Annotated in this window: 20 protein-coding genes; 3 read left to right on the top strand and 17 right to left on the bottom strand. The window is 36.6% G+C overall.

The annotated features are described in order from the left end of the window. Positions 1-12 precede the first annotated feature (12 nt). The 15 genes from rnhB to rpsB all read right to left on the bottom strand — a co-directional run bounded on the left by rnhB (position 13) and on the right by rpsB (position 14,720). On the bottom strand, positions 13-609 hold the full coding sequence (gene rnhB, locus PSA_RS07295; protein ID WP_042145972.1) for a ribonuclease HII: 597 nt from the start codon (positions 607-609) through the stop codon (positions 13-15). Further along, complete coding sequence (gene lpxB, locus PSA_RS07290) at positions 609-1,763, bottom strand: lipid-A-disaccharide synthase (protein WP_042145974.1); 1,155 nt, start codon at positions 1,761-1,763, stop codon at positions 609-611. The genes rnhB and lpxB overlap by 1 nt, the downstream gene beginning before the upstream one ends. 123 nt (positions 1,764-1,886) lie before the next feature. Continuing rightward, positions 1,887-2,657, bottom strand: a complete 771-nt coding sequence (gene lpxA, locus PSA_RS07285) for an acyl-ACP--UDP-N-acetylglucosamine O-acyltransferase (RefSeq protein WP_042145976.1) — start codon at positions 2,655-2,657, stop codon at positions 1,887-1,889. 2 nt (positions 2,658-2,659) lie between these two features. Then, positions 2,660-3,112 carry a 3-hydroxyacyl-ACP dehydratase FabZ gene (fabZ, locus tag PSA_RS07280; RefSeq protein WP_042145978.1) on the bottom strand — a complete coding sequence of 151 codons (453 nt, stop codon included), beginning with the start codon at positions 3,110-3,112 and terminating at the stop codon, positions 2,660-2,662. A 13-nt stretch (positions 3,113-3,125) separates the two neighbouring features. Then, positions 3,126-4,187, bottom strand: coding sequence for a UDP-3-O-(3-hydroxymyristoyl)glucosamine N-acyltransferase (gene lpxD / locus PSA_RS07275; protein WP_042145980.1), 1,062 nt, complete (start codon positions 4,185-4,187; stop codon positions 3,126-3,128). Further along, positions 4,187-4,699 (bottom strand): OmpH family outer membrane protein, encoded by a 513-nt coding sequence (locus tag PSA_RS07270; protein ID WP_042145982.1) that lies wholly within the window; start codon positions 4,697-4,699, stop codon positions 4,187-4,189. The genes lpxD and PSA_RS07270 overlap by 1 nt, the downstream gene beginning before the upstream one ends. A gap of 23 nt (positions 4,700-4,722) precedes the next feature. After that, positions 4,723-7,191, bottom strand: coding sequence for an outer membrane protein assembly factor BamA (bamA, locus tag PSA_RS07265; RefSeq protein ID WP_042145983.1), 2,469 nt, complete (start codon positions 7,189-7,191; stop codon positions 4,723-4,725). Between the two features lie 18 nt (positions 7,192-7,209). Beyond that, entirely contained in the window at positions 7,210-8,562 is a 1,353-nt protein-coding gene (rseP, locus tag PSA_RS07260; RefSeq protein ID WP_042145985.1) for a sigma E protease regulator RseP, read from the bottom strand. Continuing rightward, entirely contained in the window at positions 8,562-9,788 is a 1,227-nt protein-coding gene (gene ispC / locus PSA_RS07255) for a 1-deoxy-D-xylulose-5-phosphate reductoisomerase (RefSeq protein ID WP_042145987.1), read from the bottom strand. The genes rseP and ispC overlap by 1 nt, the downstream gene beginning before the upstream one ends. Beyond that, positions 9,785-10,651: a phosphatidate cytidylyltransferase gene (locus PSA_RS07250; RefSeq protein WP_042145989.1), complete on the bottom strand. Its 867-nt coding sequence runs from the start codon at positions 10,649-10,651 to the stop codon at positions 9,785-9,787. The genes ispC and PSA_RS07250 overlap by 4 nt, the downstream gene beginning before the upstream one ends. A gap of 51 nt (positions 10,652-10,702) precedes the next feature. Further along, positions 10,703-11,446, bottom strand: coding sequence for an isoprenyl transferase (locus PSA_RS07245; protein WP_042145991.1), 744 nt, complete (start codon positions 11,444-11,446; stop codon positions 10,703-10,705). Between the two features lie 95 nt (positions 11,447-11,541). Further along, positions 11,542-12,099 carry a ribosome recycling factor gene (gene frr, locus PSA_RS07240; protein ID WP_042145993.1) on the bottom strand — a complete coding sequence of 186 codons (558 nt, stop codon included), beginning with the start codon at positions 12,097-12,099 and terminating at the stop codon, positions 11,542-11,544. A 53-nt stretch (positions 12,100-12,152) separates the two neighbouring features. Further along, positions 12,153-12,902: a UMP kinase gene (gene pyrH / locus PSA_RS07235; protein WP_042145995.1), complete on the bottom strand. Its 750-nt coding sequence runs from the start codon at positions 12,900-12,902 to the stop codon at positions 12,153-12,155. Between the two features lie 139 nt (positions 12,903-13,041). After that, on the bottom strand, positions 13,042-13,890 hold the full coding sequence (gene tsf, locus PSA_RS07230) for a translation elongation factor Ts (protein ID WP_042145997.1): 849 nt from the start codon (positions 13,888-13,890) through the stop codon (positions 13,042-13,044). Between the two features lie 101 nt (positions 13,891-13,991). After that, complete coding sequence (gene rpsB / locus PSA_RS07225; protein ID WP_042145998.1) at positions 13,992-14,720, bottom strand: 30S ribosomal protein S2; 729 nt, start codon at positions 14,718-14,720, stop codon at positions 13,992-13,994. Positions 14,721-15,047: 327 nt separating this feature from the next. Between rpsB and map the strand changes: the two genes are divergently transcribed. The 3 genes from map (at position 15,048) to dapD (ending at position 19,500) form a co-directional block, all read left to right on the top strand. After that, a complete protein-coding gene (map, locus tag PSA_RS07220; RefSeq protein ID WP_042146000.1) occupies positions 15,048-15,833 on the top strand; it encodes a type I methionyl aminopeptidase in 786 nt (261 codons plus the stop codon). A 207-nt stretch (positions 15,834-16,040) separates the two neighbouring features. Next, complete coding sequence (glnD, locus tag PSA_RS07215; RefSeq protein WP_042146003.1) at positions 16,041-18,662, top strand: [protein-PII] uridylyltransferase; 2,622 nt, start codon at positions 16,041-16,043, stop codon at positions 18,660-18,662. Between the two features lie 10 nt (positions 18,663-18,672). Continuing rightward, positions 18,673-19,500 (top strand): 2,3,4,5-tetrahydropyridine-2,6-dicarboxylate N-succinyltransferase, encoded by an 828-nt coding sequence (gene dapD / locus PSA_RS07210; RefSeq protein WP_042146005.1) that lies wholly within the window; start codon positions 18,673-18,675, stop codon positions 19,498-19,500. A gap of 299 nt (positions 19,501-19,799) precedes the next feature. Here dapD and glnB read toward each other — a convergent pair whose 3' ends face one another. Beyond that, on the bottom strand, positions 19,800-20,138 hold the full coding sequence (gene glnB / locus PSA_RS07205; protein WP_042146007.1) for a nitrogen regulatory protein P-II: 339 nt from the start codon (positions 20,136-20,138) through the stop codon (positions 19,800-19,802). A 76-nt stretch (positions 20,139-20,214) separates the two neighbouring features. Next, a complete protein-coding gene (locus PSA_RS07200) occupies positions 20,215-21,384 on the bottom strand; it encodes an FAD-dependent oxidoreductase (protein ID WP_042146009.1) in 1,170 nt (389 codons plus the stop codon). Positions 21,385-21,485: the final 101 nt, after the last annotated feature.

Here is a 21,485-nt window from a genome sequence, read left to right as displayed (position 1 = left end):
CGAATAATGATCCTATTTAGCCTGCATTTCTATTATTTTTTTAACGGGTTTAAAGCTTTTTCTATGATGCTCAGTAATACCGTATTCTTCAAGTGCAGCTAAGTGCGCTTTCGTTGGGTAGCCTTTGTGGCCTGCAAAGCCATATTGTGGAAATTCTTTATCAAGCTCAATCATTTCATTATCACGGGCCACTTTAGCTAAAATTGATGCCGCACTTATCTCTGCAACTAAGCTATCACCTTTTACAATCGCTTGTGCTGGAATACTAATATCAGGCAAGCGATTACCATCAATAAATACAAATTCAGCTGGTATCGCTAATCCCTCAACTGCGCGTTTCATTGCAAGCATAGTAGCATGTAATATATTAAGCTCATCTATCTCTTGAATATTTGCACGTTCAATGCAATAACATAATGCTTTTTCTTTAATTTCAATCGCTAATGCTTGGCGCTTTTTATCAGTTAATTTTTTTGAATCAGCTAAGCCTGCAATCGGTTTATTTGGATCTAAAATAACAGCGGCAGTTACAACGTCACCTACTAAAGGTCCTCTACCGACTTCATCTACACCAGCTATTAAATGTGTATTTGGACGTATTATTTCCATTAGTGATCACCGTTATTAATTAAATTTAGCACTGCTTTTGCAGCCTCATTACTTGCATCAAGTCTTAAGGCTTTATGCATGGTCATAAATGTTTCTTTAAGCTCGCTCTGATCTTCCATTAAATAAGGCGTTAATTTTTCAACTAAATTCTGTGCTGTTAAATCTTTTTGAAATAACTCAGGAACCAAAGCTTTATCAGCTAATAAGTTTGGTAATGAAAAATGCTTAATATCAAAAGTAAAAAAGGTATTTAATAAATGATATGTCAGCGGTTTTAGCCTATAACCGACAACCATAGGTTTCTTGAAGAACATCGCCTCTAATGTAGCCGTGCCTGATGCTAATAATATGGCATCAGCAGATTGCATTGCTTCTCTTGATTGTCCATCTAACAGAATAAAATCAATTTCAGGCGCGATATTTAATGCAAATTCTGAGAATTCAGCTTTTCTTTTATCATTTACAAATGGCACTACAATTTTTAGCTCTGGTACTTTTTGCTTTAATAATTTGACCACTTGAATATAAGGTTCGCTTAGCACTTTAACTTCAGAGCTTCGGCTACCCGGTAATAAAGCCAATACTTTGTCAGTTTGAGATAAACCTAGTTTGTCTCTCGCTCCGCTTTGATCAACTTCTAGCGGTAACTCATCGGCCAGAGTATGACCTACAAATTGACAAGGTACCTGATGTTCATCATAAAATGATTTTTCAAATGGTAATAAAGCTAGTACTAAGTTTGTTGCGTCGGCAATTTTAAATATGCGTTTTTTACGCCATGCCCAAACTGAAGGACTCACATACTGCACTGTTTTGATACCTGCTTCTTTTAAAGGTTTTTCAACTCTTAAGTTAAAGTCAGGTGCATCTACGCCAATAAATACATCCGGTGGATTATCAGTAAAATGCTGAACAATTTCTTTTTTTATTTTAAGTAAGCGCTTTAGTTTTGGTAGGACTTCAAAAATCCCCATTACAGCTAACTCTTCCATCGCAAAATGAGAATGGCATCCAAGGGCTTTCATTCTTGGACCAGCAATCCCCTCAAATTCTACATTGGGGTTTATTGCTTTAATGGCTTTAATTAAACCTGCGCCTAAAATATCGCCTGAATGTTCTCCGGCAATAATGCCGATACGTAATGGTTTTGTCACTGTTTTGAGTTCTTATATATTGGACTAAAATGAATCATTTCGTGGCTTGTTGTGAGGATGGCCCTCACAACATCAAGCTAGAAAATTGCCACGAAGTGGGCTTTATGTGGATAATAAAAAATACTATCGTGTAATGCCTCGGCCTGAATTTTTAATAAAGTCAGCAAACATTTTCACAGCAGGGTATTTTGCAATATCATCAGCCATTTGCTCAATTGCTTCATCAACCATTAAGCCTTTTCTATAAACTGTTTTATAAGCACGTCGAGTTGCCATGATTTCATCTGACTCAAAACCTCTGCGTTTCATGCCTTCAGAATTAATTGAAACAGTTTTAGCTGGTGTGCCAATCGTTGTAACAAATGGTGGTACATCTTTATTAATGCCTGAATACATGCCAACAAAAGCATGTGAACCAACATGACAAAACTGATGTATCCCTGAATTACCCGCTAGGATCACCCAGTCACCAATATGCACATGACCCGCTGCACTTGCATTATTAGCAAATATACAATTGTCACCAATAACACAATCATGAGCTACATGGGTATAAGCCATAAATAAGTTATCACTACCTATTTTTGTTATACCTTCATCTTGTATTGTACCACGATGAATCGTTGCACATTCACGAATAATATTATTATCGCCAATAATTAGCTTTGTTGGTTCATTATCATATTTTTTGTCTTGGCAGGCTTCACCTACTGACGCAAATTGAAATATATGATTGCCAGAACCAATTACAGATGGGCCCTTAATAACAACATGTGACTCAATAATACAATCATCACCAATCACAACATCATTACCTATGTAGCTCCAAGGACCTACTTTTACATTTTTACCAATTTGAGCACCAGGCTCAATAATCGCAGAGGAATGGATCACGCTTATAACTCTCTTCTAGCACACATTAATTCAGCAGTACAAACAACCTTGCCGTCTACTTTTGCTTCACCATAAAACTTCCATAAATTACGACGTTCTTTTATAAAATCTACATGCAAATGCATCGTATCACCAGGGTAAACTGGTTGCTTAAATCTTGCATTATCAATTGCAGCAAATAAGTATAGTTCATTATCAGCACGACCTTCAGTCGTTTTAAAACCTAATAAACCAGTTGCTTGAGCCATCGCTTCTAAAATCATCACGCCTGGGAAAATAGGCTGATCTGGGAAGTGACCAGTAAAAATAGGCTCATTAGCTGTTACATTTTTGATTGCATGTAAATATTTACCAGCTTCATAATCCACCACTTTATCAACCAATAACATTGGGTAACGATGTGGTAATAAAGCCATTATTTCTTGAATATTAAAGCCATTTAATTCATTAGCCAAAATACGATTCCTTTTATTCAACTTTAACTAAAGTAGCTGTGATTTTTTCTAACTCTTTAATTTTTTTATTCATATCACCAATATGACGTAAATGCGTCATTTGTTTACGCCAATCTCTATTTTTACCATGTGGTATACCCGAAGAATAAACCCCAGGCTCAGTGATTGACGAAGTTACCATAGCCATACCAGTTAATATTACACTATCACAAATTACAATATGACCATTTATGCCACATAAACCTGCAATTTGACAATACTGGCCGACCTTAGTACTACCTGCAATAACCGAACATGCCGCCATAGCGGTACCTTGTCCAATCACAACATTATGTGCAATTTGACATTGGTTATCGATAATCACATTAGAATGTATTTCAGTATTACCTAACGCACCACGATCAACCGTTGTGCTTGAACCAATTTCTACATCGGAACCTATAATGACAGAACCTAGCTGAGGGATTTTAACCCATTTGCCTTGCTCATTCGCAAAACCAAAGCCATCAGAACCTAAAACCGTATTTGAATGAATAATACAGTTATCACCTAGCTCTACTTCATGATAAATAGTTGCATTAGCCCAAATTTTACAATTAGCGCCAATTTTAGCTCTTTCACCAATAAAACAACCAGGACCAATTTGACAGTCATCGCCGATTATAGCACCCGCTTCGATTACTGCATTAGCGGCAACTGAAGCAGTTGAGCTTACAACTGCATCAGGGTGTATCACCGCAGAAGCATGCACACCATTAGCAGACTCTGGCGTGGTATCCATTAGCTGTGCAAGTTTCGCATATGCTAAATAGGGATTTGCTAACACAAGCTTAGTACCTTCAAAGTACTTAGTGTCAGCATCAGTTAAAATAACTGCACTTGCTTGAGTCATATCAAGTTGTTTTCGGTATTTTTTATTCGCTAAAAAACTAATCTGTCCACTTTGAGCAGACTCTAAAGTTGCGATGCGTGTTATTACTAACTCACTCACAGCTTTAGTGTCTTTTTCATTATGAGCACAAACGAGTTCTGCGCCTAAATATTCAGCCAAGTAGGCTAGTGTGAAATCTTGCATTATTTAAGTTTGCTTACTCTTTCAATAATTTTAGAAGAAATGTCTTTAATCTTTTTAGCATCAAAATAAACTAACGCAGCTTTATTTTTTACTTCGTCGATTTTGCTTGCTTTTGCTTCTGACTCTACTGCTTGTAAAACAAGCGCTTGAACTTTAGCTAATTCTTGATTTTGACGTAATTTAATTTCTTGCTCTAAAGGACGTGCTTTAGCAGCAAAGTCTTTTTGCATATTTTGTAATTTTTCAGTCAAAGCATCTTTTTGTGCTTTGCTCATCGTTGCGCTTTCACGCTTAAATTTTTCAGCTTCAAAACGAATATCGCCTTGTAATTTTTCAATTTCTTGACGACGTTCTGAAAATTCAGTTTGTAGCGTTTGCTCAATAGTGCTCATTTGAGGTAACTGACTGAAAATTTGCTGCATATCGATTACTGCTACATTATGCGCCATCACAGCTGATGAAGCGCTTAACATCATAGTTGCGAATATGCTTGATTTAATTATTTTGTTCACAATAAATTCCTTTAAAAATTCTGTTAAAAAGTATTACTTATATTAAAGCTAATAGATTTAGTATCGTCGTCTTCTTCTTTTTTAAGTGGATAAGCGAAACTAATAATCATCGGCCCCATAGGAGATATCCATTGAACTGACATACCTGTTGCTACACGGAACCTTGCAGGATCTGAGAAGTCATCAAGTTTAGCCTTTTCATCTGGTGATAAATTAGAGAAGCGGTCTACATCAAATTCAGTATCCCAAACATTTGCAGCATCAACAAAGAAGCTAGTTCTTACAGAGCTGGTATTGTCATCATCTAAAAATGGTGTTGGTACAATTAGCTCTAGACCTGCAACCGCTTTGGCATTACCACCAATACGACCAGCCATGCTAATTTGGTCAAACTCTGGATCGCCACCAATATTACTTACGTTACCATCTGGAGATGGCGTACCAGGTAATGGGCTTGGTCCACGAACAACCGCTCTTGGTAAGATAGTATTTCTATCAAAACCACGTAATTCTGTTTCTTGAATTCTAAAGAACTCTTGAACTGGTAGGATTTGGTCATAACCATTGGTTGTACCAAAACCATTACCGTAACCAAATGCCGCACGTGTCATAAATGACCACTTATGATCATTACTGATTGGCCAGTAGAACTTAGAATCATAGTTAACTTTAAAGTATGTTAAATCAGATCCCGGTGTTGTACCTTTAAGCGTTAACGTTTGTTTAGAACCCGCTGTAGGGAATAAACCACGGTTTAACGTCATTCTTGACCAACCCACACTTAATTCAAGCTTTGTAAAATCAAAACCTGCATCTGGATCTTCTGGGTCTAAGAAAGTTTCACGCATGATACGTGTTTGTTCGTATTCTGATAACTGAGAAAGTTCTTCTTTACTTAAGGTCACACCAAAATTAATACGGTTAATTGCATTAATAGGGAATCCCAAGTTACTACCAACACCGTATGAAGTGCTCTTATATTCTACTAGACTAAATTTACTTGCATCATAGTTACGGTAGAAAATACGGTTGCCTAAACTCACACCATCAGGCGTAAAGTAAGGGTCTGTATGAGATAAGCTAACAGCTTCAGAACCTGTTGATGTATTGATGTTAAACGCAACTTGGTTACCTGAACCTAAGAAGTTTGATTCACTAATACCAATATTAAATTGCAGACCATAGTATGAACCATATGCAAGACCTGCATTAAAGCTACCTGCTGATTGCTCTTTTACTGAAAAATCAACATCAACTTGATCATCTTTACCAGGTACTGGTGCAACATCAAATTCAACACTTTCCATATACATTAAGCGTTGAATTTGAATTTTTGAGCGCTCTAATGATTGATTTGATAACCAACCACCTTCTAGCTGTGTCATTTCACGTCGTACAACTTCATCAGCTGTATTTGCATTACCTGCAACATTGATACGACGAACGTAAACTCGCTTACCAGGATTAACTGATAACGTTAACTTTACTTCTTTATTCTCTTCGTCAACTTCAGGAATTGTTCTTACTTCAGCATTTGCATAACCAAAACGCGCTAAATAGCTTTTAATGAACTCTTCAGATGAAGTAACTACTGAGCCATTATAAAGCTCACCGGCTTTAAGCGGGATAACCGAACGGATCAGTTCTTCACGGCCTAATAAGTCGCCTATAAAGTCAAAGCCACTTACTTTAAATTTTTCGCCTTCAGTTAAATTAACAGATACATAAACTGATTCTTTATCTGGGCTCACTGATACTTGAGTAGAGTCGATATTAAATTGTAAATAACCACGATCTAAGTAGTAACTACGTACTTTTTCTAAATCGCCTTGTATCGTTTGTTTTTGATATCTATCACTGCCCATGAAGTCAAACCAAGATAAATCTTGTTGTGACTCCACTTGCTGTAATAATTCTTCATCAGAAAAAAGGTTATTACCCACTAAATTAATTTGACGAACCGATGCAGCATCACCTTCATCAAATTTAAGTTTTAACTTAACGCGGTTACGCGGTAAGTTAGTAACGCTGATATCAACTGTCGCATTGTATTTACCAATACTATGGAAAAACTCAACTAAACCTTTTTCGATATTATCAATAACCGTTTTATCTAGAGGCTCACCTTGACGAATATCTTGACCTTCAAGAGACTCGTTAAGTTGCTCATCTTTGATATCTTTATTGCCATCAAATTCGATAAAACTAATTGTAGGACGCTCTTTCACTTTAAAAATAAGTGTTTGTCCATCTCTATAAGCTTTGATGTTATCAAAGTGACCTGAACCATATAATGACTTTATCGTTTTTGATATTGTATAGTCATCTAGGTTATCACCCACATTGATAGGGATATGTGTTAATGCAGCACCAAGCGCAACCCTTTGCAGCCCTTCAACTTTTAAATCTTCTACGATAAAAGCGGTTTGGCCTAATGAAGCAAAACTTGCTCCTATTAAACTTGTTGCAGCCAAATATTTTTTTATAGCCATTTTATTATCTTTTACCCTTTACAACCGCATAAAATCATTGAATAGCGCAAAGCCAGTCAACAATAATAAAACTAATGCACCAATTCTAAAACCAAATTCCTGTGTCCTTTCAGAGACTGGTTTTTTTCTGATAAGTTCAATTATGTAATACATTAAATGCCCGCCATCAAGAATTGGCAAGGGCAATAAGTTAAAAACACCCAAATTAACACTAATTAATGCTAAGAAGCTCAAAAAAGCGACTAAACCATAGCTTACACTGGCACCAGCGCCTTGTGCTATGCCAATTGGTCCACTTAAATTATTAACTGAAATCTGCCCTGTTAACAGATTTCCAATCATCTCAAAACTTAAAGATATCATTTGCCAAGTTTTATCAACACCTTGAACAAACCCATCAATTGGGCCATATTTTCTTGTTGTTATATAACCATCTGGCCACTTTGATGCTAAAGGTACCACACCTAAATAGCCTTGGCTAAACCCATCTTTAGTTGGCTTATTATCAGGCACGACATTTATGTTTAATTTTTCATCACCACGACTAATAGTCATTAACAAAGATTTATCTGCTGAAGCTTGAATAATACCGACTAACTGAGCCCAACTCGAGATTTTTTCGCCATCAACTAAATAAATTTTATCGCCAACTTGTAAGCCATATTTTTTAGCGGCTGAATCTTCGGCTATATGCGCTAACTCTGTGGTGATTTGTGGTCTAAATGGTGTAATACCCACTGAATGTAATGGCGATTTAACATCATTACCTAAGGTCCAACCTTCAAGGTTTAAGTTTTTAACAACTTGACCTTCAACCGGATCTTGAACCACGACTTTAACTTTAGATTCCCCCATATTTTGCATCAATGCAAAAGTGGTTTCTCTCCAGTCAAATACTGTTTCATTGCCAATTGAAATAAGTGTTTGATCTGCTTTAATGCCTGCAATTTGAGCCCGACTGCTTGTTTCTATGCTACCGATTACTGGCTTAACTGTTTGCACACCTAGCATATACATGGCCCATAAAAGAACGATTGCAAATGCAAAATTAGCTAACGGTCCAGCCGCTACAATAGCAATTCGAGATTGCACCGACTTACTATTAAATGATAGGTGTTTTTCATCCGCAGGCACTTCTTCAACACGTTCATCAAGCATTTTCACATAACCACCTAAAGGAATGGCTGCGATAACATATTCAGTGCCTAGTTTGTCATACCAAGTGATTAATGGTTTGCCAAAACCGATTGAGAATCTCTGTACTTTAACGCCTGCTTTTCGAGCAACCCAAAAATGACCATACTCATGTACAGTCACTAAAATACCTAATGCCAAGATAAATGAAGCTAAGTTCCAAATAAAATCAAACATTAATTTAGTGCCTTATTGATTATTTCACAGGCATAAGCACGTGCCACTTTATCTACATTTAAAATATCATCTAAAGTAATTGCTTGCCCATTTTGCATTTTATTTAACACTTCTGCATTAATTTTATAGATATCAGTAAAGCCGACTTTATTTGATAAAAATGCATTTACAGCCACTTCATTCGCTGCGTTAATTGCTGTTGTTGCGCCTTGCCCTAAACGACAAGCATCCATCGCTAATTTTAAATTAGGATAACGAGAAAAATCAGGTGCAGTAAATGTAAAGTCTGCCATTGCCTTGAAATCTAATGGTTTCACACCAGAATCTATACGATTTGGATAAGCAAGTGCATGTGCAATAGGTGTACGCATATCAGGGTTACCCATTTGCGCCAATACTGAGCCATCTCGGTATTGCACCATTGAATGAATAATACTTTGTGGATGTATTACAACTTCAATATCATCTACTTGGGCATTAAAAAGCCATTTAGCCTCTATAAACTCTAAACCTTTATTCATCATAGTGGCAGAATCAACAGATATTTTTCTGCCCATACTCCAATTAGGATGTGCAACCGCTTCATCAACAGTAACTTGCGCTAAAGTATTTAAATCGCGTTTTAAGAAAGGACCACCTGAGCCGGTGAGTAAAATCTTACTAATACCTTGCTCTAATAAGTTGCCATTATTTATATCTTGCTGCATTTTCGTAGGTAAACATTGAAATATAGCGTTATGTTCACTATCAATTGGTAATAAAGCTGCGCCATGCTTTTTAACTTTATCAATAAATAATTGGCCTGACATGACCAAAGATTCTTTATTTGCTAATAGAACTTTTTTTCCAGCTTCAACCGCAGATAAAGTAGGTAATAAGCCTGCAGCACCAACAATGGCAGACATAACTACATCTACGTCATCAGCTTTAACCAAGTCACACATAGCTTGTGTGCCTGATAATACTTGTGTTTTAGCGTTGTGGCTACTCAAGGCTGCTTTTAAGCGCACAGCACTGTGTTCATCATGCATCACTGCAAATTGAGGTTTAAACTCAATACACTGGGCTAACATTTGTGCATCATTTTGACCTGCGGTTAATGCAAAAACAGTGAATTGAGTATTTTGACGGATCACGTCTAATGTACTCAGACCAATAGAACCGGTAGATCCTAAAATACAAACCTGTTGAGGGGCCTCGTTTACATCTGATGCATTCAAAATCATGAACTGATTGTCCATGCGTAAAAGGCTACGAATATAGGTGCAGCTGCAGTTAAGCTATCAATACGATCTAAAATACCACCATGACCAGGCAAACAACGACCACTATCTTTTAATCCCGCTTCACGTTTAAACATGCTTTCTAATAAATCGCCCACTGCAGAGAAAATTGCAATAAAGACTGTCACACAGGCATATAAAAACCATTTGTCTTTTGCTACGTCAGCAAAATAACAAAAAATCAAAATGAATAACGTGCTAGCAATAACGCCGCCAGCTAAACCTTCAATGGTTTTATTTGGGCTTACGTTGGGCATTAACTTATGTTTGCCAAAGTTTTTACCAGAAAAATAAGCGCCAACATCTGCACTCCATACGATGCCAAGTACAATCATAATTAAAATAGAGCCATGTAAAGTAGACTCATTATAAGATGCGCTTCTCAATGCATTTAACGCTAACCACAAAGGAATAAGCGTTAAAAAACCTGCGATTGCACGCATCAAAATACCTTTATTCCATGATTTTGACATTGAAGGATATTGCCAAACTAAAGCTGTAGCGACTAACCACCAAGCAACAGAAACTGTAAATAAATAATTGGCATCAGATAATAGTTTATTATCTTGCCATAACGTTTGAATAGGCCAATGTAAATGTAATGCAGACAAGATGGCCCCAATCAAAACAACATACAGGGATCTGTGTATTATTTTTTTAAGGCCCATAAAACCAGACCATTCCCACGCGCCAACTAAGACTATCAAAGCAGCAATATAACTAAAAACCATCAATGGTGTATAAAATACAAGCGCTAAAGCCGCTGGCGCTAATACAAGAGAAGTCATTATTCTATGTTTGAGCAAACTGTTTTACCTTATAAATTTAAATTTTTGCGTAAAAAAATGTATGAGAATTTAAGCGAGTAATTGTTTTATTTGTTCGCCGGTACAACCGAAACGTCGCTCTCGAGACACATAACACGCAATTGAATCTGCAAATGCTTCATCATTAAAGTCAGGCCATAAAATATCAGTAAAATATAATTCTGCATAGGCAGCTTGCCAAAGCAAAAAGTTACTAATACGAAGATCGCCACCCGTTCTGATCAATAAATCTAAATCGGGTTGATCTGCCATCATAATATGTTGGGAAATCAGGTCCTCATTAATATCTTCATTTTTGATTTCCCCTTCAGATACTAAAGTAGCAACTTTCTGTGTTGCTTGAGTAATATCCCAACGACCACCGTAATTTGCAGCAATATTAAGACATAAACCTGTATTGTTTTTTGTAAGTGCTTCAGCTTCGATTACACGCTTTTGAAGCTTGTCAGAAAAACGGGATAACTCCCCCATAATTCTTAATTTCACATTATTTTTATGGAGTTTTTTAACTTCCTTGGTAAGCACAAACATAAATAGCTCCATTAGCGTACTAACCTCTTGTTCCGGTCGTTGCCAATTTTCACTACTAAAAGCAAATAAAGTAAGAGATGAAATTTCTAATTTTTGACAAAAAGTAACTGCGTTTCTAACCGCATCTACCCCTTTTTTATGGCCAAAAACACGCGGTTTACCCTGAGCTTGCGCCCATCGACCATTTCCATCCATGATAATAGCTATATGCTTAGGTAAAGTTTGTTGTGTTATTTCACTCATTCTAGAACCATTAACTGTTTATATTCCATAAAAAAACGCCGACTAGTATACCCTAGCCGGCGTTTAATCTCTAACATTTTACTGCAGAGCAGGAATTAAAATTCCATTAATTCTTTTTCTTTGGCTGCTAATTGCTCATCCATTTCTTTAATGAATAAGTTAGTTAGCTTTTGGATTTCATCTTCAGCTTGATGTTGCTCATCTTCAGAAATTTCTTTATCTTTTAATAAAGCTTTGAAATCACTGTTTGCATCACGACGAATATTTCTGATAGCAACACGGCCACTTTCAACTTCACCACGTACCATCTTAATGAAATCTTTACGACGTTCTTCAGTTAATGGCGGTAATGGTACACGAATTACAGTACCTGCAGACATAGGGTTTAAGCCTAAATCTGAAGTCATAATTGCTTTATCAACCGCTTTAGTTAACTCTTTATCAAAAACAGTGATAGCAAGTGTACGTGCATCTTCAGCAACAATATTAGCAAGCTGTTTAAGCGGCGTATTAGCGCCATAGTATGGAACCATAATGCTGTCTAAAAGGCTTGGATGTGCACGCCCTGTACGGATTTTAACTAATTGATTTGCTAGTGCATCAACACTTTTTTGCATACGTGTTTTAGCATCATTTTTAATTTCATTAATCACAGTATTATTCCTATATTTTTTTTAATAACCAAAATATCTATTCTGGACTTTATTTATTCTGTGGTATCAACCGAACTTTGAGATGAAATAAGTGTACCTTCATCTTCACCCATGATCACACTTTTTAATGCACCAGGCTTATTCATGTTAAATACACTGATTGGCATTTTATGATCTCGCGCCAAAGTAAATGCCGCTAAATCCATTACCTTTAGTTCTTTTTCAATGATTTCATCATAGCTTAAGTGACTAAATAACGTAGCATCTGGGTTTTTTGCTGGATCATCATTATATACGCCATCTACTTTAGTCGCTTTAATCACAGTATCAGCTTCAATTTCAATGCCACGTAGACATGCAGCTGAATCTGTAGTGAAGAATGGGTTGCCGGTACCGGCTGCAAAAATTACAACGCGGCCTGTTTTTAATAAACTGATTGCTTCAGACCAGTTATAAGCTTCACAGACACCATTTAATGGAATTGCTGACATTAAACGCGCATTTACAAATGCACGGTGTAATGCATCACGCATTGCTAGGCCATTCATTACGGTTGCTAACATACCCATATGATCGCCAACTACACGGTTCATACCCGTTTCAGCTAATGTACCACCACGAAGAAAGTTACCACCACCAATCACTAAGCCAACTTCTATTCCTAATTCTACTAATTCTTTAATCTCTTGCGCCATACGATCGAGAACTTTTGGATCAATACCAAAACCTTCATCGCCCATTAAAGCTTCACCACTAAGTTTTAATAAAACTCGTCTAAAAATTGGTTTTCGATTTGTATTCATAAGTTACCTGGCTAGAAATAGGGATAAAAACGGGCAAAAAATAACCGCGTTCATTAATATAATGACAACGCGGTTATTCTAAATAATTTTATCAGATGAAGCAAAGCAAAAACGCCCTGCTTATAGACAAATTAAGAGATTAAGCTTTAGCAGCAGCTATTTGAGCAGCAACTTCAGCAGCAAAATCTTCTTCTTTCTTTTCGATACCAGCGCCAACTTCTAAACGTACGAAGTTAGATACAGTTGCGCCTTTTTCTTTAAGAATAGCACCAACAGTTTTCTTAGGTTCCATGATGAAAGCTTGACCAGTAAGAGAGATCTCACCAGTAAATTTCTTCATACGGCCTACAACCATTTTTTCAGCGATTTCAGCTGGCTTGCCTTCGTTCATAGCGATATCGATTTGAACTGCTTTTTCTTTCTCAACTACGTCAGCTGGTACATCTTCAGGGTTAACAAACTCTGGGTTAGATGCAGCAACGTGCATTGCAACATGCTTAAGTGTTTCTTCGTCAGCTTCACCAGCAACAACAACACCAATACGCTCACCGTGACGGTAAGTAGAAAGTGTTGCACCGTCGATGTATTGAACACGACGAACATTGATGTTTTCACCAATTTTAGCAACTAGAGCAACACGTGCTTCTTCAAACTGTGCTTGAAGTGCTTCGATTGTTACTTTACCAGCTGCAGCAACGTCTAATACTGAGTTAGCAAAAGCTAAGAAGCTTTCATCTTTAGCTACGAAGTCAGTTTGGCAGTTAACTTCAAGAAGTGCAGCGAAACCTTCGCCTTTCTTGATAAGGATAGTACCTTCAGCAGCGATGTTACCTGCTTTTTTAGCAGCTTTAGCAGCGCCACTTTTACGCATGTTTTCAATCGCTAACTCGATGTCACCAGCGGTTTCAGTTAACGCTTTTTTACAATCCATCATGCCAGCGCCAGTGCGCTCGCGTAATTCTTTAACTTGGGCAGCAGTTACAGCCATTAGAAAATTCCTTAAAACAATAAAATTAAATAAACAGGGGCCAATCATAATTTACATTATAAATTCGGCCCCTATTGAAGTAAAAAGTAGTTACTTAATACTTATTCAACTTCTACGAAGTCGTCTTTTTCAGCTTGAACAGCAATGTTGCTTTCACGGCCTTCAACAACAGCGTCAGCCATTGCACCAGTGTATAACTGGATAGCACGGATTGCATCATCGTTACCAGGAACAACGAAATCAACGCCATCTGGATTAGAGTTAGTATCAACAATAGATACTACTGGGATACCTAGATTGTTTGCTTCGCGAATAGCGATGTGCTCGTGATCAGCATCTATTACAAAGATAGCGTCCGGTAAACCGCCCATATCTTTGATACCACCAAGGCTCTTGTCTAGCTTTTCCATTTGACGAGTAAGCATTAATACTTCTTTCTTAGAAAGCTTTTCAAAAGTACCGTCTTGGCTCATTGTTTCAAGGTCTTTTAAACGCTTGATAGACTGACGAACTGTTTTCCAGTTAGTAAGCATACCACCTAACCAACGGTGATTTACGTAGAACTGGTCAGAGCGAAGTGCAGCTTCTTTAACCGCTTCGCTTGCTGCGCGCTTAGTACCAACAAAAAGGATTTTACCTTTGTTTGATGCAGTCTTACCGATGAAAGAAAGTGCATCATTGAACATTGGAACAGTTTGTTCTAAGTTGATGATATGAACTTTGTTACGAGCGCCAAAAATGAAAGGCTTCATTTTTGGATTCCAGTAACGTGCTTGGTGACCAAAGTGAACACCAGCTTGAAGCATATCGCGCATTGAAACGTTTGCCATTTTTAATTCCTTAATTTAATTTTGGGTTAGGCCTCCACACATCCCATATCACTAACACTTTTATTGAATAAAAATAAACGTGCACCCAAGTGTATGTGTCGACGTGTGTGTGATTTTAGTTAATATATTAATTATTAATATATCGGTTTAGTGTCTCTTAAATACAACAAAACCAACCAATTTATAGTAGCTTTCAGAGTGAAAACTTAAATTTTAGATTTTAATTGTAAAAAGGACGCGCGCTTTATACCATGAACTGATGTATAATTCCAATCTTTCTTGATTTTGTTATTCAATTTTTGAACAATAATTTGCTTCGGAGCATAAATGAGCGCAGTCATAAAAACACCTGCTGAAATAGAAAAAATGCGTATCGCTGGCCGTTTGGCTGCTGATGTATTAGAAATGATAGTACCGCATGTTAAAGAAGGTGTTACTACACAAGAATTAGATACAATTTGCCACAACTATATCGTTGATGTGCAAGAAGCGATTCCTGCACCTTTAAACTACCATGGTTTTCCTAAGTCGATATGCACTTCGGTAAATCACGTAATTTGTCATGGCATTCCAAATGATAAACCACTAAAAGATGGTGACATCATTAATATTGATATTACCGTTATTAAAGATGGTTACCACGGCGATACTTCTAAAATGTTTTATATCGGTACGCCTAACGTCCAAGGTAAACGCTTATCTGAAGTTGCACAAGAAAGCTTATATCTGGCAATTAAAATGGTAAAACCCGGTGCCCGCTTAGGTGATATTGGCGCAGCAATTCAAAAATATGCTGAAAGCTTTAAATATTCAATTGTTCGAGAATATTGTGGTCACGGTATCGGCGCAGGTTTCCATGAAGAGCCTCAAGTGATGCATTATGGTAAAGCAGGCACTGGCGAAGTATTAAAAGCAGGTATGTGTTTTACCATTGAACCTATGGTTAATGCAGGTAAACGCCAATGTAAAGTACTTAAAGATAACTGGACAGTGGTAACTAAAGACAGAAGTTTATCTGCTCAGTGGGAGCATACCCTACTAGTGACTGACAATGGTGTTGAGATATTAACACTCAGAAATGATGATAAAATTGATCGTGTGATTGAGCATTAATTTCTAATTTGTAAAAATGGCTTAGTTTCTAAGTCATTTTTCTCACCCTTATCAATAAATCTTCCAAATTAAAGTCACCCTCCCTGTTGAGTTAATTTCAATCTAAAATCTTAGATTAAATTTGATAAGACCAATCCATTGTGTACAATCAATGCTTTAAAAACCGTTGTAGATCCTGCATTTTAAAGAGATACGGATATAAAATTTATGGCTGTACCTAAAGAACAACTAAAACAATTAGCACAATGCACAATACTTGAAGATTATAAAGATGCTATATCCAATTTTTATACTTGGCTAAAAGGTGAGTTTGCTTTCCAACCTGTAGAAAAACTAATAAATGCACGTGCTGATTTTATTGATCAGTTATTATCTCAGTTATTCCTGCACTTTAACCTTAATGAAAATAATAACTTTAACCTGATTGCCGTTGGAGGTTATGGTCGTGGAGAGCTACACCCTTACTCAGATATCGACTTTTTATTAATAGCGCATAACGAACCGACAAAACAAGAATGTGAAAAAATCGGTGAGTTTGTCACTATGTTGTGGGATTTAAACCTAGATATTGGCCACAGTGTTCGCACCTTAGCGCAAACGATTGAATACAAAGCAAAGGATGTGTGTTTTGCGACTAGCTTATTAGAAAGCAGATTAGTCATTGGCGATGATGATGAATTTAAAATACTACAAAATTCACTAGTTAAAACCCAAACTTGGAGCTCTGAAGCCTTTTTTTTAGCTAAAGTAGAAGAACAAGACTTACGACATAAAAAATGCCATGGCACAACTTATAATCTAGAGCCTAACCTAAAAGAAAATCCTGGTGGTCTTCGCGATATTCAAACCATTATTTGGGTCGCAAAAAAGCACTTCAAATCGACTTTACTCAGAGATTTGATTACTGACGGTTATTTAACGCATGAAGAACATCAAGAATTATTAGAGTGTTTACTAAATTTATGGAATATACGATTTGCCCTACATTTAGCTGCTGGTCGCCAAGAAAATAGATTGCTATTTGACCATCAACCTTTAGCAGCTGAATTGTTAGGGTTTGGTACCGATGGTAAAGCTTCGGTTGAGCGAATGATGAAGCGATTATTTAGGATCATGAGTCGTGTTAGAGAGTTAAATCAGATGTTATTAAGATATTTTGATGACAATATTTTACCTGATAGGAACTCCCATAAAATAACACAACTGAATGATGATTTTATTCGCATAGATCATCAAATAAAAGTTAAAGATGCATTAGTATTTTTTAATCGAGAAAAAATATTTGAGCTATTTGAGCATGTCGCCGATAATCCTGAAATCACCCATATATATCCAAGTACCTTGAGAACTTTACGACAAGTTCGTCGTAGGCTATTAGGTGATTTACAAGATTATGAGGGCTGTCGGTCAGCCTTTTTAAGATTGCTCCGCCACCCCAACGGTATGGGTCGTGCATTTACCTTAATGCATAAACACGGTATTTTAGCCGCTTATTTACCACAATGGCGCAATATTTTTGGTCAAATGCAATTTGATTTATTTCACGCTTATACAGTTGATGAACATACTCATAAAGTGATTCAAAATATTTATCGCTACTTTCAAAGCGAAAGTGTACAAGAATTCCCTTTATGTCGTGAAATTGTGATCCGAATGGAAAAACCAGAGCTGCTGTATTTAGCAGGTATATTTCATGATATTGCCAAAGGCAGAGGCGGCGATCACTCCGAACTTGGTGCATTAGATACCATTGAATTTGCTAAACTACATCAGTTATCAGACTTTGAAGGTAAATTCATAGCTTGGCTAGTTGAAAATCATTTATTAATGTCGATCACAGCACAACGTAAAGATATTTCAGATCCTGATGTGATCAGTGAGTTTGCAAAACGCGTCAAAAATGAAAAACGCTTAAACTACCTCTATTGTTTAACCCTTGCAGATATTCGTGCAACAAACGATAACCTTTGGAATAGTTGGAAGAATACCCTTTTACGTGAATTATTTTTATCAACGCAACGCGCATTACGTTTGGGACTTGAAAATCCGATGGATTTACGTGATCAAATTAGGGATAAAAAGCAACAAGCAAGACAAAAGTTAATTAATCTTGATTATAATGAAGCACAAATCGATTTTTTATGGAATCGATTTAAACCAGATTATTTCAGTCGCTTTAGTACACAGCAAATTGCTTGGCATAGCGAAAACTTCCTTAAATCAAAAGACTTATCGCAACCTATGGTTGTTATATCAGAAAAAGCCATGCATGGCGGTACACAACTATTTGTATACAGCCCAGATCAAATAAATTTATTTGCGCGTATAGTCAGTGCATTAAGTAATAAAAAAACCCATATTCATTACGCACAAGTTATGATGACTAAAGATGGTTATGCCATCGAAAGCTTTGTTATTTTAGAACAAGATGGCAAAGCCATTGAATCAACAAGTAGACTAAACTCTATTAGGCGAGGTATTGAACATTCTCTCAGTGACCCCCATAAAAAGATTAGAATTAAAAAGAGTCGTTCTAAGCGTTTTAAAGGGTTTAATATTAAACCTCAAGTTATCATTAGACCTCATGGGCGTAAAGATAGAACATTAATAGAAATACAAGGTGTCGATATACCTGGTTTATTGACAAGAATTGCCAATGTATTTCAAAAAACCAAATTACATATTCATGCAGCTAGGATCACAACCGTAGGCGAACGCGCTGAAGATTTTTTTGTGGTTTCAGATGAACATTACCAAGCATTAGATGCTGATATGCAAGCGAAAGTAAGCCAAGTACTATCAGACAATTTAAATAAAGAAACTGAATAAAGGACAGATAATGTCAGATTTAAAAAGCATAATTGAAAGTGCGTGGGATAACCGCGATAACATTACACCAGATACAGTAGCAAGCGATATTAAAGACGCTATATTAGACGCCCTTTCACAGTTAGATTCTGGCAAAGCGCGTGTTGCAGAGAAGATTTCTGGTGAATGGGTCGTTCACCAATGGCTTAAAAAAGCGGTTTTATTATCTTTTAGAATAAATGACAACCAAGCATTAAACGATGGTGTAAATCAATACTGGGATAAAGTGCCGCTTAAATTTACCGATTATACGCCTGAGCAATTTAAACAAGAAGGTATGCGTGTAGTACCAAATGCAGTAGCACGTAAAGGCAGCTTTGTTGGTAAGAATGTTGTATTGATGCCTTCATATGTAAACATTGGTGCATATGTAGATGAGGGTACTATGGTTGATACATGGGCGACGGTTGGTTCATGTGCACAAATAGGTAAAAACGTACATTTATCTGGCGGTGTTGGCATAGGTGGCGTATTAGAGCCATTACAAGCGAATCCAACTATCATCGAAGATGACTGTTTTATTGGCGCACGTTCTGAAATTGTAGAAGGTGTTGTAGTAGAGCAAGGTGCTGTCATTTCAATGGGCGTTTATATCAGCCAAAGTACACGTATTTACGACCGTGAAACAGGCGAAACACATTACGGCAGAGTACCAGCTGGCGCAGTTGTTGTGCCAGGTTCAATTCCATCAAAAGATGGAACTCACAGCCTATACGCTGCAATCATAGTTAAAAAAGTAGATAAGCAAACACGTGATAAAGTGGGCATAAATGCACTACTTCGTTCAGTAGACGCCTAATAGAGCTGCTGCGCACCTCTATTGAAGCCACTACGTGGCAATATATTGGGATAGTCACATTGATTGACCCTAGTTTTATTAATTCGAATAAAAACTAAAAATTAAATTGATGAGTAACTTTGACTACTTTGATGATATTCAATAGAGACTAAAAAATATTGTCTTATACTTTAAAGATACAGAGTTAGGTCTAGAGATCTAAAATAATTAGATTAAATATAATGATTACTAAAAGTAGTTATCATTATATTTTTTAGGTTATTTCCACGAAGTGGTATTTATAGAAATGCGAAGCAGAACTATATTGCTTCTTCGTCTTCTTCGCCTGTACGTATTCTTACAACACGTTCGATTTCTGTGACAAATATTTTACCGTCGCCGATTTTGCCAGTTTGTGCTGTTTTGATTATCATATCAATTGCACGGTCTACATCTTCATCTGCTAATACGATATCTAATTTAACTTTTGGTAAAAAATCGACCATATATTCCGCGCCGCGATATAATTCTGTATGCCCTTTTTGACGACCAAAACCTTTTACTTCACATACCGTCATACCTGAAATACCAATTTCAGATAGTGCTTCACGTACATCATCTAATTTAAAAGGTTTAATTATGGCTTCAATCTTTTTCATTTTTGTTCCATTTTAATGGTCGTTAAAAACATAAGGTGTTGAGTTTAGCTAATCAATATAATCTGTGCAATTTATATTAAGTGCCACCTATGGCATATTTCAATATTTGATTTTTTAATGGACCTGAATTTTTTGCGACTTTTAAACCTAATTGGCGTAACATTTTTAATGGTTTAATATCATTAGAAAAAATGCCATAGCAGCCATCCATTACGCTCATCATTAATAAATTGGCATTTCTACGCTTGTTTTCATATTGGGATAATAATTTAGTACAGCCGACATCATCTATATTATCAAGTACATCAGCCAAAGCGGAAACATCTTTAAAACCTAAATTAACGCCCTGACCTGCCAATGGGTTAATTGTATGAGCAGAGTCCCCAACCAATACTAAACGACCTTTATAATAATTATTCGCATGAGAGCGCGTTAATGGAAATACCGCTTGTTTTACTATTTCAAAGTCACCTGGTAGCTCAGGGAAGGTTGCAAGCACTTTGTCTTTAAGTTGCTGCTCAGTTAATTTATTAAATTCGGCCAAGGTTTGTGTATGGTTATACCAAACTAAACTTGCATAAGGCGCTTGTAAAGGTAAAAAAGCGACAGGTCCTGTTGGTTGAAATTGCTGCCAAGTAATATCTTGCTGTGGTGCATCTAATTTAATTAAAAGCCCCATACAGCTTTGCTGGTATTGCCAACCTGTAGAACCGATACCCGCTAATTTTCGACACTGTGACTGCCCCCCATCAGCAGCAACAATTAAGTCTGCTTCTAATGTGATATTTTCAAACGCTATGGTTATTTTATCTTCAGTTGTTTTACCCTGAATGATATTTTTTAATTTACCTGCATCATCTATTACATTTATATCTAACGCTGAAAACTGTTGCCAAAGTGATGCTTGTATTAAATTATTTTCAAGAATATGACCTAAGTGGGTTTCGCCTATATCACTGGCTTTAAATTCTAAATTTGAATCTAAAGATTCACATACAGATAAACGTGAATAAGGTGCTGTTCTCCCTTCACGTAAAATAGGCATCGCACCCAGTTCATCTAATAATTTTTCAGAAAAGCGATTTAATGCAGATACTCTAATATCTGGAATTTTATCACTGTTATCATCATTTAATATAACGGCATGATGCTCAATTAAAGTGATTTTATGTCCTTGCTTAGCAAGTTTTACAGCGGTTGCAGCACCCACCATGCCGCCACCAACAATAACAATCTGATTTTTCATAACTTTTTAATTAAAAATGCAATTACTTATATTATACGCTTCATAATTAGAATACGAAACTAGCTAATATTCACTTGGTATTATAAAATACGCGCCCTGCT

Source organism: Pseudoalteromonas sp. '520P1 No. 423' (assembly GCF_001269985.1).
Lineage (GTDB): Bacteria > Pseudomonadota > Gammaproteobacteria > Enterobacterales > Alteromonadaceae > Pseudoalteromonas.
This window is presented reverse-complemented; position numbering and strand designations above follow the sequence as displayed.

Bases quoted from the DNA above. Each gene is read 5' to 3' on its own strand.
- lpxD (WP_042145980.1), bottom strand. From the start codon at position 4,187: ATGCAAGATTTCACACTAGCCTACTTGGCTGAATATTTAGGCGCAGAA.
- pyrH (WP_042145995.1), bottom strand. From the start codon at position 12,902: ATGAATACAAATCGAAAACCAATTTTTAGACGAGTTTTATTAAAACTT.
- PSA_RS07245 (WP_042145991.1), bottom strand. From the start codon at position 11,446: ATGAGTGAAATAACACAACAAACTTTACCTAAGCATATAGCTATTATC.
- tsf (WP_042145997.1), bottom strand. From the start codon at position 13,890: ATGGCTGTAACTGCTGCCCAAGTTAAAGAATTACGCGAGCGCACTGGC.
- PSA_RS07200 (WP_042146009.1), bottom strand. From the start codon at position 21,384: ATGAAAAATCAGATTGTTATTGTTGGTGGCGGCATGGTGGGTGCTGCA.
- glnB (WP_042146007.1), bottom strand. From the start codon at position 20,138: ATGAAAAAGATTGAAGCCATAATTAAACCTTTTAAATTAGATGATGTA.
- rnhB (WP_042145972.1), bottom strand. From the start codon at position 609: ATGGAAATAATACGTCCAAATACACATTTAATAGCTGGTGTAGATGAA.
- glnD (WP_042146003.1), top strand. From the start codon at position 16,041: ATGGCTGTACCTAAAGAACAACTAAAACAATTAGCACAATGCACAATA.
- dapD (WP_042146005.1), top strand. From the start codon at position 18,673: ATGTCAGATTTAAAAAGCATAATTGAAAGTGCGTGGGATAACCGCGAT.
- bamA (WP_042145983.1), bottom strand. From the start codon at position 7,191: ATGGCTATAAAAAAATATTTGGCTGCAACAAGTTTAATAGGAGCAAGT.
- ispC (WP_042145987.1), bottom strand. From the start codon at position 9,788: ATGATTTTGAATGCATCAGATGTAAACGAGGCCCCTCAACAGGTTTGT.
- rseP (WP_042145985.1), bottom strand. From the start codon at position 8,562: ATGTTTGATTTTATTTGGAACTTAGCTTCATTTATCTTGGCATTAGGT.
- map (WP_042146000.1), top strand. From the start codon at position 15,048: ATGAGCGCAGTCATAAAAACACCTGCTGAAATAGAAAAAATGCGTATC.
- rpsB (WP_042145998.1), bottom strand. From the start codon at position 14,720: ATGGCAAACGTTTCAATGCGCGATATGCTTCAAGCTGGTGTTCACTTT.